Genomic DNA, 17,393 nt, shown 5'->3' on the forward strand with positions numbered 1-17,393 from the left:
CGCTTGACGCGCAGCGCGCCGCCTCGCATGGCCTGCAGCATGGTTGATACTCCTTCAAACGAACAGCTCATCAACGGGCTCACCAAACTCCTGACCGTTGAGAAGCGGGCGTCGGATGTACATGTCGGCTTGGCTCAAAAGGGCGGCATCGGCCGAGTTTTTGGCGGGCAAGTGCTGGCTCAGGCATTGCAGGCCGCACAATCCAGCGTGCCCGAAACCAAATCGGCGCATTCGCTCCACGCATATTTCCTGCGCGGTGGCCGCGAAGGCATTCCCATCGAATACCGGATCGAACGGGATTTTGACGGGCGCAGCTTTGCAAACCGCCGTGTCATTGCCAGCCAAGAAAATGAAGACGGTACCTCCACACCGATCCTGAACCTCACGGCCAGTTTTCAAGTGCCGGAGGAAGGTCTAAGCCACGAAGACGCCCCCATGCCCGACGTTGAGCCTCCCGAAACGCTCAAATCGGATATGGAAGTGCGCCAGTCCATGGCGGATGCGATGGGCGATAAGCTGACCGAAGCGCATCGCGCATTAATGCTGCGGCCGCGCCCGATCGAAATGCGGACGATCGACAAATTGCATTGGATGAACAGCGAGCCTCGCGAACCGCGTGCACACACATGGTTCCGCACCGCCGCCCCGGTGCCCGGAGACGTCGATACGCCCGCGCTCCACCGCGCATTGATAACCTATGCCAGCGATTACACTTTGCTGGGCACCAGCGCCCTTCCCCATGGTCTAAGTTGGATGCGCGGAGAATTGGTCGGCGCCAGTCTGGACCATACGGTTTGGTTCCACCGCGAGGCGCGCGCCGATGAATGGCTGCTCTATGTCACAGATGCGCCGTGGAGCGGCGGCGGGCGCGGTTTCAACCGAGGTCGCATTTTCAACCAGGGCGGAGACCTCATCGCGAGTGTGGCACAAGAGGGCATGATGCGGCGGCGCAAAGGCAAGTGAGCAAAATCCGACTAATTTGCCAACAAAATCGGCACCTTTGGATCCTTTAGGAACTGCCTCGTCACACCACCCAAAAGCATCTCCGCGAGCCGTGAGTGGCCATAGGCGCCCATCACCATCATCGAACAATCGCGCATTTGCGCTGCCTTGGTAAGGACGTCTGATACCTTTGCATCGCCACGCGGCAGATCAACCACCTCAACATCAATTCCGTGGCGGCTCAGATATTTTGCCGCCTCAGCGGCTGGGAAAACAAAGCGTTCCTTTTCATCGGGCTCGGCAACGCTGGCGATGATGGTTTGCTTTGCCAATTTCAGCAACGGCACAGCCGCGCGCAATGCAACGGACGCTTCTGGTGACCCATTCCAAGCGATGAACACAGGGGCCTCGACGTCCATCCGATCGCTGTCGCCCGGCACAACCAGCACTGGTGAGGGTGCCTTAAGCGCCAACTCACCTGCCATCGCGGATGGACGGTGCGATCCCGGATCGCCAATATCATTTGGCCCAATAATTATGATGTCATGCAGCGCCGATTGTTCCAGCAGTCGGTGCTCTGCCATGCCATCGAGATACCGCCATTCCCAAGACACATCCTCGTTGGTTAGATCCGTTTCAACCTTGGCCCGGAAACTCTCAGCGGCTTCCCTGATCTTTGGCAACGCGGCGGCCATGGCCGAACCGTAGAAATCACCCGGCGCAAAGACCTCATAGCTGACCGCCTGAAGGCAAGTGATATGTCCATCATATGCACGCGCGATATCCATAGCCACTTGCAGGCGCGCCTCCATGCAGGGGTCAGTGTCAATGTGCAGTAAGATCGATTTCATGGGACTACTCCTTGCCATGCTTCGCAAGGTATTCTGGATGCCGTTCTGTGGCTTTGATCCAGATCAAAGTCGCAATCTACGCGCATTGACTTGTTGCTGATTAGAGGGACAATACGCCCTTGGGAGAATACGATGCAGGTCACACGCCATCCGCCGGTCAAAATCAGCCTAGAGCCATCCAATCACCCATATCTTTCGGGTCCTTGGACACCCGTCCACGAAGAGGTGGATGTGGATGAGCTTGAAGTGATTGAGGGCGAAATCCCGGCCGATCTTGACGGCGTTTACCTGAGAAACACCGAAAATCCGGTGCATCAACCGTTGGGCCGGCATCACCCATTTGATGGCGATGCGATGATCCATCAGGTCAGCATTTCGGGCGGCAAAGCGAGCTATCGCAACCGCTTTGTTCGCACGCATTGTTTTGAAGCGGAACAGGTAGCCGGCGGCGCTCTTTGGGGCGGGCTAATGGATCCTGTTGGAACATCCAAACGCCCCGGTTTTGGCGCGCACGAAGGATTAAAGGACACCGGCTCCACCGATATTATTGTCCATGCCGGCGTGGCGATCGCCACTCTCTATCAATGCGGCGAAGCGTGGCAGATGGATCCGATAACGCTCGAGAATTTGGGCAAAGCATCATGGGGGCCGCTGGATGGCATTTCGGCGCATCCCAAAGTGGACGAAGCCACTGGCGAAATGATGTTCTTCAACTACTCCAAATACGCGCCTTACATGCATTACGGCGTGGTCAACCGCGAAGGGAAGCTGGCGCACTACGTGCCCATTCCGCTTTCTGGCCCGCGCCTGCCGCACGATATGGCGATAACGCGCAATTGGTCGATCCTGAACGACATGCCGCTGTATTGGGATGCCGATTTGCTAGAGCGCGATATCCACGCTGCGCGCATTCACGACGGCGTGCCCACGCGGTTTGCTCTTATCCCCCGCCATGGTCAGCCAGAGGACATCCGCTGGTTCGAAGCGTCGCCAACCTATGTCCTGCATTGGACCAATGCATGGGAAGAAGGCGATGAAGTCATTTTGGAAGGGTATTATCAGGACAAACCGATGCCTGACCCAATCAAAGAGGCCGGGCAGTACAGCCATATGATGGCCTATGTTGACGAGCATTCTTTCCAAAGCCGCCTGCACCGTTGGCGTTTCAATCTGAAAACGGGCGAGACTGTGGAAGAGCGTTTGGGCGATCGGATTGTTGAATTTGGGATGATCAATCCGCAATTCCTGATGGAGAAGAGCAGGTATATCTGGTCGACCACGTCGCGGCCCGGATGGTTCTTGTTCAACGGCTATGTCCGCCATGACACGACGACCGGCGAAGAGGAGGTGTATGAATTGCCCGATGGCGTCTATGCCAGCGAAAGTCCCATGGTCCCCAAAAAGCACGCGCAAGATGAAGCGGATGGGTATCTCGTCACGTTCTTAATCGATGAGAATACGGGCGGTTCTGAGCTGGCGATTTTGGATGCGAGTGATGTGACCAAAGGCCCCATCTGTCGGGCAAAATTGCCGCATAAGATTAGCAGCGGTGTGCATTCAACATGGGTTGAACATGCGCAATTGCGCGCGGATGCAGCGTTCAAACGGGACGGATTGGCGGCTTAAAAACAGCGGTCCGGGGATCATCCAGACTAACGTGTTAGGCTGCGAGCGGCTTACCCTTAATCAAGCGGCAGACCAGAGTGCCCTTGATAAAGGCTCCTTCGACTGCGCCCAATCGTTCTTCGCTGGTTGAATTGGGATGCGCGCCGCGCAGGGAATACCGACCGTTCACGGTTACCGCCGCAACGATCTTCACTATTCGTCCAAATTCGGGGTGTTCCACTAGGACAATATCGCCCTTTGAAACCTTTCTCTTGCGCCTAAACAGGGCAAGAGTGCGATGGGGGAGCACACGACCCATGCTCACCCCATCCACCAAAACCAATGTAATACCGAACAATGCCATTGTTCGTTTCTCCCGGAACCGAGCTGATTCTCTGTCAGCTCTTGTTAGCTCCGTGACGTATTACAATATTATGACCCAATCACAATTCTAGAGTTTGGGATAAACCACCGGAAGCTTTGGTTCGTAAGGGCATGGGCCTTTGCCGGTTTCCACACCTTTGGTCGCCCAAAAGATTTCGGCGAACTCGTTCACCAACTCAACAAGCTTCTCACCATCTTCACGATGGCAATCTTGCTTACACTTTGACGCGGTCATCATGATCGAGTGAGTGAGGTCGTGGATGTTTGGATATTTCTCCACGACAGGCGGTTTAATGTAATCGCCCCAGATCACGCGGATTTCGTGCTTCACTTTCTCCGCTTGCTCTTCTTTGTTCGCAACGAGGCGCGCTTTGGTCAAAAACGCGCTGTCATCGGCAGCGAGGAATTGATCCATCAACCGCACAACCGAAACGGCATGGTACAAAGCAGGTCCAGTGTCGTAGATACCGCAAGGCACATCGCAATGCGCTTTTGCTGTGACGAGAAGGCCGGCTTTCTCAGCCAAATTGATAAGCATGTTGGTCATGTCTTTATTCCCTATTGCTGAATTATTTGGCGGAACGCTTAGAAAGCCATTTCCAGCCCATTCCAGCGCCAGCAGCCAAAGCAAGTGCGCCTGCAACCATCAGCCCTTCGGCGTGGTTGTGAAGGAAATCAGCCTCATGCGCGAGAGCCGGGGTTGCAGCAACAAACGCGACAAGCGCGAGCGGCATACGGTGAAAATTCTTCATGTTTCCTCCTTCGAGTCGGATGCGGAAAAGTGTTTCCTGCGAAGGGGCTAGACGGGCCTCGGCTTTGATTCAATGGGGCATTGGCGGCAATTCTGTAGATGCGGCCCCGTCCTATGAATTTAGGTGGGCACGGCCATCAAACTGACGCATCGCCAACCGCAACAATCGTGTCATCCGCCTGCGTGATAGAAATCATAGATTTGTCGGGCGACGGTTGCGCTGACGCCGGGCGCGCGTTGCAAGTCTTCTAGAGAAGCGGCGCGCACTTTGCTGGCCGTTCCAAAATGGAGGAGCAATGCGCGTTTACGCGCCGGGCCGATGCCGGGGATTTCATCCAATGGGCTTGCGGTTATCGCCTTGCTGCGCTTCGCCCGATGCGCGCCAATGGCGTATCGATGCACTTCATCACGCAATCGTTGTGCATAAAACAGCACCGGCGAATTCGTCGGCAGCATTTTCTCTCGTCCATCGGGGAAATGGAACACCTCGCGCCCTTCGCGTCCGTGATGCGGCCCCTTGGCGATGCCGATCACAGGCAGGTCCTCAATGCCCAATTCTCCCAGCACCTCCATCACGCTCGACAATTGGCCTTTTCCGCCATCGACCAACACCAAATCGGGCCACACACCTTCGCGTTCACGATCGGGATCGTCCTTCATCGCACGGGAAAAACGACGCTCCATCACTTCGCGCATCATACCGTAATCATCGTTGGTCTTGGCGGTCTTGATGTTGAATTTGCGGTATTGCGATTTCTCAAAGCCCTCCGCACTGGCAACCACCATCGCGCCCAACGCTTGCGCGCCTTGGATGTGGCTGTTGTCGTACACTTCGATACGCTCTGGCGGCTCACCCAGTTCAAGAAATTCGGCCAACTCGCGGTGAGTCCTTGCCTTCGTCCCCGTCTCCGCCAACCTGCGTTCCAACGCTTCGGCGGCGTTGCGGGTTGCTTGGGCCAAAAGTTTGCGCCGGTCGCCGCGCTGGGGGATCGTCAATGTGACCTTCTTCTCGGCCACTTCGCTCAATGCCGCCTCAATCAAAGCGCGCTCCCCCATCTCTCGATCGACCAAGACCAAGGGCGGTGGCGGCACTTCTTCGTAAAATTGCAGCATGACATTGGAGAGGACCTGATCCTCCTCCACGTCTTTTGTATGCGTCGGGAAAAAGGCGCGATGGCCCCAATTTTGCCCGCCGCGGATAAAAAACGCCTGCACCCCAATATGCCCGCCCTTTGACGCCAAAGCGAAGACGTCGGCATCGCCCACACCGCTTGCGTTGATGGCCTGCGACCCTTGAATAAATGTCGCCGCGCGCAATCGATCGCGCAGGATTGCTGCGGTTTCGAAATCCAAATCCTCGGCTGCCTTGGCCATTTGCCTTTCCAGATCAGCCTGAACTTTGCCCGATTTTCCGGCGAGGAAATCCTTCGACTGCTTCACCAGTCCATCGTAATCTTCCTCTGAAATCCGCCCCACACATGGCGCCGAACACCGCTTGATTTGATACAGCAAACAGGGTCGGTCGCGGTTGTTGAAAAAGCTGTCAGTACAGGACCTTAAAAGGAACAACTTCTGCAGCGCGTTAAGTGTCGTGTTCACACTGCCGGCACTAGCGAAGGGACCGTAATAGTTTCCTTTTGCGCGGCGCGCGCCGCGATGTTTATGGATCCGAGGAAAGGCATGATCCCCGCGTAGTAGGATGAAAGGAAAACTCTTATCATCACGAAGCAACACATTGAAAGCAGGACGAAACCGCTTAATCAATTGCGCTTCAAGCAGCAGCGCTTCGGCCTCGGAATTGGTGGTTATGATTTCCATGCTGCGGCATTGACTCACCATCCGCAACAATCGCTGGGTCAACCCGGCAACCTGAGTGTAATTTGCCACCCGTGCCTTTAGGCTGCGCGCCTTGCCCACGTACAAAACGTCGCCGCGCGTATCGAGCATCCGGTAAACGCCCGGAACGGGCTTAAGGGTTTTGACAACTTCACGAATGGCCTCAACGCCAGCATCCAAATTCGGCTGCGCGCTTGCCACAGTGTACGCCGCACGGCTTTCGTTAAAACGATCCGCCGCATCGGGGCCATTGGGTGGCGTATCGGGTCTTCCAGCCGGAGTTTTGGACATGACCCACAGATAGGGATTTCATGGCCACATTGGCAATGCGCGCCATCACGACTATCGGCAGCTGCATGCAAAAATATGATGTCATTATTTTGGGCGCCGGGGCCGCGGGTCTCATGTGCGCTGCGCAAGCGGCAAAACGCGGGCTCAATGTCGCCGTTCTTGAAAAGGCGGAAAAGCCGGGAAAGAAAATCCTGATTTCAGGCGGCGGGCGCTGCAACTTTACCAACATCGGAACCACGCCCAGCAATTTCTTGTCGGCCAATCCCCATTTCGCAAAGTCCGCCCTCGCCCGGTATCGCCCCCGCGACTTTCTGGCCTTGATCGAGAAGCACGGCATCGAATGGCATGAGAAAACTCTGGGCCAATTGTTTTGCGACGGTTCGGCCAAGCAAATCGTTCAATTGCTTTTGGATGAGTGCAACGACGCTTTGGGCAAAGTCGATGTGATTTGCGATGCTGAAGTGACCGAAGTGGTCAAAGACGGCCCCGCAAACGGCAACGGCACTTTTGGTTTGATCGCCAATGGCGCAAGCTATTCCGCACCAGCGATCGTGATTGCCACTGGGGGTCCATCGATCCCTAAGATGGGCGCCACGGGCTTTGCCTATGATCTGGCAAGACAATTCGGATTAAAAGTCGTGGAACCGCGCCCGGCTCTAGTCCCTCTAACATTGGGTGAGGACGACGTTCTATTCCGCGAATTGTCCGGCGTCTCCGCGCCAGTTCGCGCCCGTGCGGGGTCGGGCAAGGTCAAAGGCAGTTTCGATGAGGCGGCCTTGTTCACGCATAAGGGGCTTTCCGGCCCAGCGATCCTGCAAATATCATCATATTGGCGGCACGGAGAGGATATTGGCATAGCCTTCCTGCCGCATTCCGATCCCGATTGGTTGATCCAAATGAAGCGCGATCACCCCCGCGCCGGCCTGCGTAAGGCGTTGTCCGAACATTTGCCCGACCGATTGGCAGATGCCCTTTCGATGAAGTTGGCCTCGACCTTGGGGATCACCACCGAATTTGGAAATGTTCCCGACAAAATCTTGCGCGCAGCGGCGGCGCAATTGGCGGATTGGCGATTCCGGCCCAACGGAACGGAGGGGTTCGCAAAGGCCGAAGTCACCATTGGCGGCATCTCGACCACCGATCTGTCTAGTCAAACAATGGAAGCGAAATCGGTTCCAGGCCTTTTCGCCATTGGCGAGGCCGTTGATGTCACGGGCTGGCTGGGTGGGTACAATTTCCAATGGGCATGGGCCAGCGGGGTCGCGGCCGGTTCAGCATGCGCCGAGACATTCGGATAAAGGCAATCGGCGCTTTTGCCCGCTCAAAGCACGCCCAACGCTCGGCGCCACTTACGCTTGCGTTACCTTGTCATGATGGAAAATCCTGCTTAGGCCAGTGGTAATTGGCCCAATGCGGGCCGTAACTGTTGATCGTCAACAGTGTATTAGGAGAGACCTTTGCGCCAATTGCAAGGTATGGATTCATCGTTTGTTGCGATGGAATCGCCGAATTCACCGATGCATATCGGCAGCGTGCTGATCTACAACCCTGCAACAGCGCCGGGCGGCTTTGTCCGTTTCAAAGATATCCTGCAATTCATTGAATCGCGGATGCAATTGTCAAAAACCATGCGGCAACGATTGGTTCGGGTCCCCTTTGATTTGGACTTTCCATATTGGATTGAAGATCCTAATTTCGATCTGGAATATCATGTCAGGCACGTTGCCTTGCCCAAACCGGGTGATTGGCGGCAGTTGTGTATTCAAGCGGCTCGCGTCCATGCACGGCCGCTCGATCTAAATCGCCCACCTTGGGAATTCACCGTGGTCGAAGGGCTCGACAATGTGCGCGATTATCCACCGGGATGTTTTGCCTTTGTGACGAAGGTTCATCACGCCGCAATTGATGGGATGAGCGGCATCGATTTGATGGAAGCGCTGCACACAGTCACACCCAGCACTGCGCCGCCCAACGCGCCCGATACGTGGAAACCGGAAAAAGTGCCCGGTCCGATGGAATTGCTGGGTAAATCCTATTTCAACGCAATCCTAAACCCATTGAAACAGGCGCAAGTCGCCGCACAGGCCGTGCCCGGCGTGGCTAGCGCTATCAAAGGCTTGGTTGCGCGCGAATTCAAACTTAGCACCGACATGGTGCCCCCTCGCACCCGGTTTAACCGATCCATTTCGCCACACCGCGTGGTCGAAGGGGTCAGTTTCCCTCTCGCGGATATGAAGGCCATTCGCGCCCTTTTGCCAAAAGCGAAAGTCAACGATGTCGCGATCGCGATCATTGGCGGGGGCCTGCACAAATACCTAAGCAGCAAAGGCGACCTTCCTAAATCGACCATGACCGCCATGGCCCCGATTTCCGTCCGGTCCGACGACGAAAAGGGCGACATGGGCAACCAAGTCGCTGCGATGGTTGCACCATTGGGAACGCATATCGCCGATCCGCAAGAGCGGTTGGAATATGTCTATGGTCAAACCAGCAATTCCAAGGCGATGACCAACGCATTGGGCGCACGCACCATGACCGAGGTTAGCAAGGTCAATCCGCTGTTCTACATGGCGTTGGGCGCCCAATTGTTCAGCCGTGTTAGCCTCGCACACAAAGTCGCGATGCCGTTCAACACGGTTGTCACCAATGTTCCCGGACCGCCTGTTCATATCTATTCGTCGGGCGCGCGGATGGAAAGCATGGCGCTTTCACTAATCTGCCTAACCGATGGATTGGGTCTTGCGCATGTCGTGCAATCCTATGTCGACGAAGCCTATATCAGCTTCACAGCATGCCGTGACATCATGCCCGATCCGGAATTCTACTCGCAATGCCTTCAGGACAGTTTTGACGAATTGTTGGCAGCATCGAAATCTGTCGGTGATGCACCGTCAACGGCAAAGGGTAAGGCGACATCAACAACGGCGGCAACGGCCAAGAAGGCACCAGCCCGCAAAACTGCGCCGGCCAAGACCACCACGCGCAAGCCGGCCGCTAAAAAGGCCGAAACAAAGGCCCCGGCCAAACGCAAACCGCGCGCAGCAACAAAGAAAACGATGACCAGTAAGAAAACTGGCGCGAGTCCTCAGGAGAGCAAATAATGGCGAGCATCGCACCACTATCCGGCCAACCCATGGCGGGAAGCATCGTTGTCGATGACGGCAAAGGCGGTCGGCAGAAACCCACGCGTATCGCGACCCCGCCCAATCGTTTTTGGACTTGGTCAGAAGGGCGCGCGATGTTCGAATTCGCGTCGTTTTACGCGATGCGTCCTTTGCTATCGACCCTACCAAAGGGTGATGGCCATCCGGTCCTTACATTGCCTGGTTTCATGGCGACCAATTCGTCCACCCGCCCAATGCGGGGCCTGCTGAAACAACTGGGCTACGATGCACATGGCTGGAATTCTGGTCGCAATGTCCGGGTCAACGAAGAACTGATCGGCAAACTAGAAGAGCAGATCAATCGCCTAGCCGATGACAGCGGACGCAAAGTGTCGCTTGTCGGGTGGAGTTTGGGCGGCGTCTTGGCCCGCGAACTGGCCAAACTGGTTCCAGAAAAAGTGCGGATCGTTGTCAGCCTTGGCAGCCCGATTAGCGATGATCGCGGACACACCAACGCCGCGCGTTTGTTCAAATTCTTCAACGGCGAAGAACCCGAAAGCTTGCGTGATGGTCAATTCCGAGGCCTAGACATCGCGCCGCCGGTTCCAACGACATCGATCCTAACAAAGACCGATGGCGTCGTGCACTGGCGCGGCAGCGTGCAAGATCCGCACAAGACCAACGGCCACCCCAGCGAGAACATCGCCGTTTATGCCAGCCATTGCGGCCTCGGTGTCAACCCAAGCGTGATGATCGCATTGGCGGATAGGTTGGCGCAAAAAGAGGGCGAATGGGCGCCGTTTGAAGCCAAACCGGGGCAACAGCTGTTGTTCCCCAAATTTGACATGACCTAATTTTAGGATGCGGTGTCTGAATCAGGCACCGCTTAGAAAAGCTTGCGCACATCGACCCCGATAAAGCGCCCGACCGGATCGACTAGGAATGGTTGGTAGTTGATCGGGGTGTCCCCATTCGCATCCACAATCCGTCGTTGCGCATCGAACACATTGTCCGCGCGCAAGCTGATCCGCAGGTTTTTCAACACGCCATCGTCGCGTCCAACCAATTGACCGATTTCAGCAAAGACTCGCAGGTCAAACGTCGCCAAATCGTCAAAGAAAATGTCGTTGGCCCCTGCCGACCCATCCAATCGCGTTGATCCGGTGTAACGAGCCGAAAGTCGCATTCCCACACCTTGGCCGAAAATACCCGCCTCCACTCGAGAGGAATGGCGCGGCTGACCAAATACGCCTGTCGCTTGCCCGTCCAATTGATCGAGCGGGTCCAGACCCGGTGCGATCAGAATTTCATTGGCCAATTCAACCGTGTGGTTGGCCGAAACAAAGTAACGGAAGCCCGGGAAACTGCGCCGGGCGAGCGGGTTGAAACCGGGTGGAGGACCACCGGCGGATTGTGCTGGCGTGCCGCTCCCTTGAGCGGTCCCTCCTTCACCGCCATTCTCGGTGCTGCACAGGCGGCCCCGCATGCGGACAATCCTTTCATCGGAAACATTGCCATCGGCGTCGCGCAGACGCCCAATCATCCTTTGTCCACCTGCAAGATCAAATCCGGGAAGTTCATCCGAAACGTCCTCGCCGGCATCGATCCGCGCGATCAAGTTCTTGATCCGGACCACTCCATCATCGGCGCAGGCAATGGTGCGGAACGCAGCAAAGACGGCCCCACCGGGGCCGTTACGTGGTCCTTGACGGCCACGTGGCCCTCTCGCTTCGCCGTCGGCTCCATTGGTGCGGCGCGCGCCTCTGCCCCCTGCTGCATCGGAACCCGCCCCATCGGCCGAAGGGTCAAAGCGACAGATCCGTTCACGCACACGCGCCAGCCGCACTGGATCGACGGTGCCGTCATCGGCCCGTACGCGCGCCAAAAGTCGATCAAATCGCTGCGCATCAAACCCCGGTATCGTCGCCGATAGATCTTCGCCATTTGCGTTTGCTTCGATTAGACGGGTTAGGACATCCATCCCGTCATCGGCGCAAATGCGGGTCCGGAACTCCATAAACGCGGCGCGCTGTTCGGCGCTTGGAGGTCCGCCTTCGCGTGTAGGGGGACCGCTAGGACGCCCTTCGCCGGACTGCGCAGCTCGCGGACTTCCGCCTCCGCTACGCGCCGCGCCGCCCCTGCCCCGTCCGCCGCCTCTGCCGCCGCGTTGGTTTGATTGGTCACCGGCGCCGATTGTGCCCCGGAAGAATAGCCCGAAATTGATCCGTTCTGCGCGGGTTTCGGCGAAAGTGACGAACCGGCGATCGATCGCGGTCAATGTGCCTGAGGCATCGCGGGTGATGCGATCAGGAAAGGCCGCTTCGATATCCGCGGTCACGGTGGGAAAGCCGCGCGTAACATCGTCCGATCGGTTGCGCACATATTCCACGGTGAATCGTGCGCCGTCCCAAAAGGGCAGTTGCCAATTCGCTGCAAACTTCCAGTCGCGCTGCGTTTCGGCCAACAGGTCCGGATTGCCCCCGGTTGTCACCGTCGCCAGCACCGTTTCGCCGTTCACAAAATCAAAAACCGGAACATTGAGGAATTCCACCACTGGATTGCCCAGCGACGTCAGGCTCGGCGCAACATCACGCGTGATGTAGGTCGCGGATAGATCGAGCTTATCGAACGGCTTCCAATTCAATCCGACCGTGTAATCGCCCAATGTGCCAAAGTCGGAAAGGTGCTCCAGCCCAATTTGCGCATTCACCGTGACACTGCCCAGCGCATCGGCGAAACCAGTCCGGCGGCTTGTGATTGGGACCACTAAATTCGCCCCAGTGGTCAAAGAACCACGCGTCAAATCCACAGGCACCGTGTTGCGCGTGTCCGAGCTTTCTAAATTCGTCCAATTGTAGCCCACGTCGAATGTCGCCAACACTTCACCGCCGGGCAATTCGGCAACGGGCCCACGCAATGTGGACAATGAACTGGCGGATATCGTGCGAGTAAGTGCGGTATCAAAGTCGGCATCGGCGGTGCCATCCAACGCGTTGGGTAAATCCCCATCCAACGCCAAATCGCCTGACAATGCGTCGGCTATTAAATCGGTCGTATCAAACCGCCGATCGAATTCCTGCGTCGTCTCAGAAAGACTGGCGTTAAAAGTGCTGGTCAATCGAAAGGCATTGATCGGTTTCGTGAGCGAGCCAGACGTTGAAAACGTGTCGGTAGACCCGCGCTGCTCCAATGGCGTTTCTTCGCCGAATGTGCGCAACACGCTCTCACCGACGGGGTCGGTCAACACTACGGTGTTCAACCCTTGTAACGTGCGGAAATCATTGCGTGCGTAATTCGCGTTTGCGGAGAGTGATACGCCGCTATCGATGATCGCTTTGGCCCAACTAATGTTCCCTTCGAGCGATCGCGTATCGCCCACAAGGCTTCGAAACGGTGCCTGATCTGGGTCGCCAGCCACATCGGAAACGGACCCAGGCGTTTGGATGATGGAGCGTTCATCCTCCGTCAAAAACGACGTGTCGCTCGCCTCCAAATTGACGTTGATGCGCGCGCCATTGGCGATTTGAAGATAGCCAAATTCTTGTTCGCGTTGATGATAACCACCGCGTGATGGACCTTCGAATTCAAATTCGGCCTCCGCATTGCGGTAATTGTCTTTCAAGATGAGGTTGATGACCCGACGATCGGGCGCAAATCCGAAACGTTGGGCGACTTCTTCTGGAAAGACTTCCAATCTTTCGAGAGCCTCTGGCGGGTAATTGGCGAATTCGCGAAACGACCCGACGCGTATACCGTTGATCAAAATGATCGGACGTCCGCCGCCCCGCCCACGGTTCGATCCGGTTTGATTGGTTATTTGGGTGATCAGGTCGGCGATCGATGTGACGCCCTCTGCGGCAATCTCCGCCTCACCCAGTTCGAGGATGGGGTCTTGCTCCACATCCAATTGCCCCCGCAAACGGCGCCCCTCAACCACAATACCAGAACCGGTCCCAATTTGCGTTTCGGCCTCTGGTGGTGTGTTGGAACGCGCTGGGGTCGTTCCGCCTTGGTCGGGACTTCCTTCGCCCGAGGCACCACCATCTTGTGCAAAAGCAGGCATCGCCATCGTCCCGGCGAACGCCGCACCCGCCAGCAATCTGGCTGCTATGGTAGATTTCGCGGGTCTTCTACGCTGAGAGGCGGATTTGGCAATCAAGCTTTTGTCGAGGGGAAAGAGGGTCATGAGGCGCCCTTTTGAGCGGAATTGAAAAACGCGCAAGCCCATGAATTGTATCGGCTTGCACCAGAGTGAAATTGGCAGCCGGAATCTGGACACATGCGGCTCGGGGTGACCGTGTGCGCAGAAAGGCGCCGATAGTGTTGCGCAACGGTTGCACAGCCCGTGATCCAAACGCGTCCGCTGCCAACCCATTGCCGCACCTTAACGCTCGGGCTTCCCTTTTGTTCTCACCATCGCTAAACGGCGCGCGTAGTTTACGTATTAGACCGGCGCAGTTTTTGCCCGGCAGCCCTATTTTTGAAGGAATACCATGGCCAAAGAAGAACTTCTCGAAATGCGCGGGCGCGTCGTCGAGCTGCTGCCCAATGCGATGTTTCGGGTGGAGCTTGAAAACGGCCATGAAGTGTTGGGCCACACGGCGGGCAAAATGCGCAAAAACCGCATCCGTGTGTTGGTCGGCGACGAAGTGTTGTGCGAATTGACCCCGTATGACCTTACCAAAGCGCGTATCACCTACCGATTTATGCCGGGCCGCGGTGGTCCGGGCCAAGGCCCTGGCCCCGCTTAAGGGCTTGGGCTTAAAATCGAGAATTTTCCGGTTTGAGCACGCCTCATCTTACATTGGCATCCGCGTCGCCGCGTCGGCGCGACTTGATTGAACGATTGGGCCTAACGCCCGATGCCATCACACCTGCGGATATTGATGAGACCCCTCTGAAAGATGAGCGGCCGCGCGATTACGCCCTGCGAATGGGGCGCGAAAAAGCGGAGGCTGTTGGTGCTTCGGCGGGCTTTGTTCTTGCTGGGGACACCGTCGTGGCCGCCGGACGACGAATTTTGCCAAAGACCGAGACCGAGGTGGAGGCACACAAATGCCTCACTTTGCTTTCCGGCAGGCGTCACACCGTCCTTTCCAGCGTGGTTCTGCGCGCGCCCGACGGCACGTTGCGCGAACGGTTAAATGAAAATATTGTGCGCTTCAAAAGCCTCTCTCACGAAGAAATCGCCCATTATCTCGCCAGCGACGAGTGGCGCGGAAAAGCCGGTGGCTACGCCATTCAAGGGGCCGCCGAAGGTTTGATCCAATGGATCAAGGGCAGTCATTCCGGCGTGATGGGCCTCCCTTTGTATGAGACGCGCGCTCTGTTAAAATCGGCGGGATTCCAAATTGGCTAGGCCCAGCCCTGAATGGTTGATCGAACGCGGTGTTGGTGAAGACCGCGCGATGTTGATTGACGGGGATGAAGTTGTTGCCGCCAAGATCCATTGGCCCGGTGAATTGTACGCCGGACAATTGGCCAAAGGGGTCTTAGTTTCAAAGGCGAGCGGCGCCAATCGCGGCACAGCGCGGCTGGATAACGGCGCCGAATTGCTCGTCTCTCGCCTGCCGCGCGACGTGACAGAGGGCGCAACCGTCACGTTTCAAGTCACCCGCGCCGCTATTGCGGAACGTGGACGGTTTAAGATGGCACAGGGGCGTTGTGTGCGGCCCGCTGAAATGGACAAAGCCATTGCGCAAGACGCCGGACCATTGCCCCAAGGCAAAGAGGTCACGCGTTTTCCATCGGGTCTTTGGGAGGAGGTGTGGTTCGCCGCGAGCGAGGCCGCCTTGCCCTTTACCGGCGGCCAATTGGTTATCGACGCGGTGCCCGCCATGACGTTGATCGACATTGATTGTTCGTGGCCCGAAGAAGCGTATCACAATGCCATCCCCACCATCGCACGAGGATTGCGATGGTTCGACATTGGCGGCAATATCGGCATCGATTTCCCTACGATCGTCGATAAACGCGATCGGAAGGCTTACGATGCCCGCTTGGCGGAATGCCTTGACGGTTGGTCGCATGAAAGCACCGCGATGAACGGCTTTGGCTTTGTCCAATTGGTCGCGCGGTTGAATGGCCCTTCGCTGCTCCATCGTTTTGCGACATCGCGAACGGCGACATGCGCACGCGCCGCCATGCGTGCTGCCGAACGGGTCGAAGGGGCAGGCGAAACTTTGCTCATCGTGAACCCTGCGATCAAATCCAAGATAAAGCCTGAATGGTTGGATGAATTGCGCCGGCGTACGGGAAGAGAAGTGCGAATAGAGGTCGATCCCGGCCTTGCACTCGAAGCACCACATGCGCAGATTGTTAGCCTATGACCGCCAAAAACCGCCCCTGCCCAATCTGTAAGAAGTCGCGATCGCCGGATCATTCGCCCTTCTGTTCTCAGCGTTGTCGAGACCGGGATTTGGCCAAATGGTTTGGCGATGGTTACGCCGTTCCCGGCGATCCAGCGAGCCCAGATGACATCGCAAAAAGCGATTGGGATCGACAGGATTAGGAAAGTTGAGCATTTCCCACTTGCCAAGAATCAATCCCTTCGCCATAGCGCCGCTCTCATTTGCTCGCCCGGATCGGCATAACCGCCAATTCGACGCCGCAGCGAATGCCCGGGTAGCTCAGGGGTAGAGCAGCGGATTGAAAATCCGCGTGTCGGTGGTTCGATTCCGCCCCCGGGCACCATTCGTTTAGCGTGCGTATTTTGGCGATAGAGGGGTTACCGATCATGTCCCGCCGCCGCCAAATCTACGAAGGCAAAGCCAAAGTCCTTTACGAAGGTCCCGAACCGGGCACGATCATCCAATATTTCAAAGATGATGCCACCGCGTTTAACGCGGAGAAAAAGGGCACCATCAACGGCAAAGGCGTGATCAACAACCGGATCAGCGAACACGTCTTCACGCGCCTTGCCCATATCGGCATCCCCACGCATTTCATACGTCGTTTGAATATGCGCGAACAATTGGTGCGTCAGGTTGAGATCATTCCGATCGAGGTCGTGTTGCGCAATGTCGCCGCGGGTTCGATCTGCAAACGGTTGGGTTTGGAAGAAGGCGAACCACTGCCCCACACCCTGATCGAATATTACTACAAAGACGATGCGTTGGGCGATCCCTTGATCGCAGAAGAACACATTGCGTGTTTCAATTGGGCCAGCAACGAGGAGATGCACGACATTTCTTCGATGGCGATCCGCATCAATGATTTCCTTTGCGGCATGTTCGCCGGGATCGATATCCGCCTTGTCGATTTCAAACTCGAATTTGGTCGGCTGTTTGATGGCGATTACAGCCGCGTCATTCTGGCCGATGAAATCAGCCCAGATGGATGCCGGTTGTGGGACATGAAATCGGGCGAAAAGCTGGATAAAGACCGGTTCCGTCGCGATCTTGGTGGCGAAGAAGAAGCCTATCGCGAAGTCGCTCGACGGCTTGGCCTTATGCACGACGAAGACAACGGTCCGGGCGAAGTGCTCGACCTGTCTAGCCATCGCTCTCGCCTGCGCGGTACGCCGCCTGTTAAAAAGTAATCACTGATCATCGGGCTGTCGCCGGTTTAATTCTGGACGAACGCCCCCTTTGATATATCCTGCCCCACGTCGATTACATGTCGCACGAA

Annotated in this window: 16 protein-coding genes and 1 tRNA gene; 11 read left to right on the top strand and 6 right to left on the bottom strand. The window is 56.6% G+C overall.

All coding sequences use genetic code 11. The features are described from left to right. The first annotated feature begins 39 nt into the window (after positions 1-39). Positions 40-963: an acyl-CoA thioesterase domain-containing protein gene (locus tag BQ8290_RS00130; RefSeq protein WP_108786564.1), complete on the top strand. Its 924-nt coding sequence runs from the start codon at positions 40-42 to the stop codon at positions 961-963. Positions 964-974: 11 nt separating this feature from the next. Here the strand turns inward: BQ8290_RS00130 and BQ8290_RS00135 are convergent, their stop codons facing one another. Beyond that, the gene (locus BQ8290_RS00135) at positions 975-1,793 is read right to left on the bottom strand and encodes a universal stress protein (RefSeq protein ID WP_108786566.1); all 819 of its coding nucleotides are present in this window, start codon (positions 1,791-1,793) and stop codon (positions 975-977) included. Positions 1,794-1,925: 132 nt separating this feature from the next. Here BQ8290_RS00135 and BQ8290_RS00140 point away from each other — a divergent pair, with 132 nt between their 5' ends. Further along, positions 1,926-3,419, top strand: a complete 1,494-nt coding sequence (locus tag BQ8290_RS00140) for a carotenoid oxygenase family protein (RefSeq protein WP_108786568.1) — start codon at positions 1,926-1,928, stop codon at positions 3,417-3,419. Positions 3,420-3,453: 34 nt separating this feature from the next. Here the strand turns inward: BQ8290_RS00140 and BQ8290_RS00145 are convergent, their stop codons facing one another. From BQ8290_RS00145 to uvrC, 4 genes are all read right to left on the bottom strand, one after another. Beyond that, positions 3,454-3,762, bottom strand: a complete 309-nt coding sequence (locus BQ8290_RS00145; RefSeq protein WP_108786570.1) for a S24 family peptidase — start codon at positions 3,760-3,762, stop codon at positions 3,454-3,456. A gap of 87 nt (positions 3,763-3,849) precedes the next feature. Continuing rightward, positions 3,850-4,329: a superoxide dismutase, Ni gene (sodN, locus tag BQ8290_RS00150; RefSeq protein ID WP_108786572.1), complete on the bottom strand. Its 480-nt coding sequence runs from the start codon at positions 4,327-4,329 to the stop codon at positions 3,850-3,852. A gap of 22 nt (positions 4,330-4,351) precedes the next feature. Continuing rightward, positions 4,352-4,534 (bottom strand): hypothetical protein, encoded by a 183-nt coding sequence (locus tag BQ8290_RS00155; RefSeq protein ID WP_108786574.1) that lies wholly within the window; start codon positions 4,532-4,534, stop codon positions 4,352-4,354. Between the two features lie 170 nt (positions 4,535-4,704). Further along, positions 4,705-6,660 (bottom strand): excinuclease ABC subunit UvrC, encoded by a 1,956-nt coding sequence (gene uvrC, locus BQ8290_RS00160; protein ID WP_108786576.1) that lies wholly within the window; start codon positions 6,658-6,660, stop codon positions 4,705-4,707. Positions 6,661-6,680: 20 nt separating this feature from the next. Here uvrC and BQ8290_RS00165 point away from each other — a divergent pair, with 20 nt between their 5' ends. From BQ8290_RS00165 to BQ8290_RS00175, 3 genes are all read left to right on the top strand, one after another. Beyond that, the gene (locus BQ8290_RS00165; RefSeq protein WP_337660861.1) at positions 6,681-7,958 is read left to right on the top strand and encodes an NAD(P)/FAD-dependent oxidoreductase; all 1,278 of its coding nucleotides are present in this window, start codon (positions 6,681-6,683) and stop codon (positions 7,956-7,958) included. Between the two features lie 159 nt (positions 7,959-8,117). Further along, entirely contained in the window at positions 8,118-9,761 is a 1,644-nt protein-coding gene (locus BQ8290_RS00170; protein ID WP_337660862.1) for a WS/DGAT/MGAT family O-acyltransferase, read from the top strand. Beyond that, a complete protein-coding gene (locus BQ8290_RS00175) occupies positions 9,761-10,618 on the top strand; it encodes an esterase/lipase family protein (protein ID WP_337660863.1) in 858 nt (285 codons plus the stop codon). Before BQ8290_RS00170 ends, BQ8290_RS00175 begins: the two co-directional genes overlap by 1 nt. A gap of 32 nt (positions 10,619-10,650) precedes the next feature. Here BQ8290_RS00175 and BQ8290_RS00180 read toward each other — a convergent pair whose 3' ends face one another. After that, entirely contained in the window at positions 10,651-13,950 is a 3,300-nt protein-coding gene (locus BQ8290_RS00180) for a hypothetical protein (RefSeq protein ID WP_337660864.1), read from the bottom strand. A 307-nt stretch (positions 13,951-14,257) separates the two neighbouring features. Here BQ8290_RS00180 and infA point away from each other — a divergent pair, with 307 nt between their 5' ends. The 6 genes from infA to purC all read left to right on the top strand — a co-directional run bounded on the left by infA (position 14,258) and on the right by purC (position 17,304). After that, positions 14,258-14,515, top strand: coding sequence for a translation initiation factor IF-1 (infA, locus tag BQ8290_RS00185; protein WP_108786584.1), 258 nt, complete (start codon positions 14,258-14,260; stop codon positions 14,513-14,515). Positions 14,516-14,547: 32 nt separating this feature from the next. After that, positions 14,548-15,123: a Maf family nucleotide pyrophosphatase gene (locus BQ8290_RS00190; protein ID WP_108786586.1), complete on the top strand. Its 576-nt coding sequence runs from the start codon at positions 14,548-14,550 to the stop codon at positions 15,121-15,123. After that, complete coding sequence (locus BQ8290_RS00195; protein ID WP_337660865.1) at positions 15,116-16,093, top strand: ribonuclease; 978 nt, start codon at positions 15,116-15,118, stop codon at positions 16,091-16,093. The genes BQ8290_RS00190 and BQ8290_RS00195 overlap by 8 nt, the downstream gene beginning before the upstream one ends. Beyond that, entirely contained in the window at positions 16,090-16,275 is a 186-nt protein-coding gene (locus tag BQ8290_RS00200) for a DNA gyrase inhibitor YacG (protein WP_108786588.1), read from the top strand. Before BQ8290_RS00195 ends, BQ8290_RS00200 begins: the two co-directional genes overlap by 4 nt. Positions 16,276-16,382: 107 nt before the next feature. After that, positions 16,383-16,457: transfer RNA gene (locus BQ8290_RS00205), tRNA-Phe, on the top strand. Positions 16,458-16,500: 43 nt separating this feature from the next. Then, positions 16,501-17,304, top strand: coding sequence for a phosphoribosylaminoimidazolesuccinocarboxamide synthase (gene purC / locus BQ8290_RS00210; RefSeq protein WP_108786590.1), 804 nt, complete (start codon positions 16,501-16,503; stop codon positions 17,302-17,304). Positions 17,305-17,393: the final 89 nt, after the last annotated feature.

Origin of the sequence: Erythrobacter sp. Alg231-14 (assembly GCF_900149685.1) — a bacterium.
In the GTDB taxonomy this organism is placed as follows: Bacteria; Pseudomonadota; Alphaproteobacteria; order Sphingomonadales; family Sphingomonadaceae; genus Erythrobacter.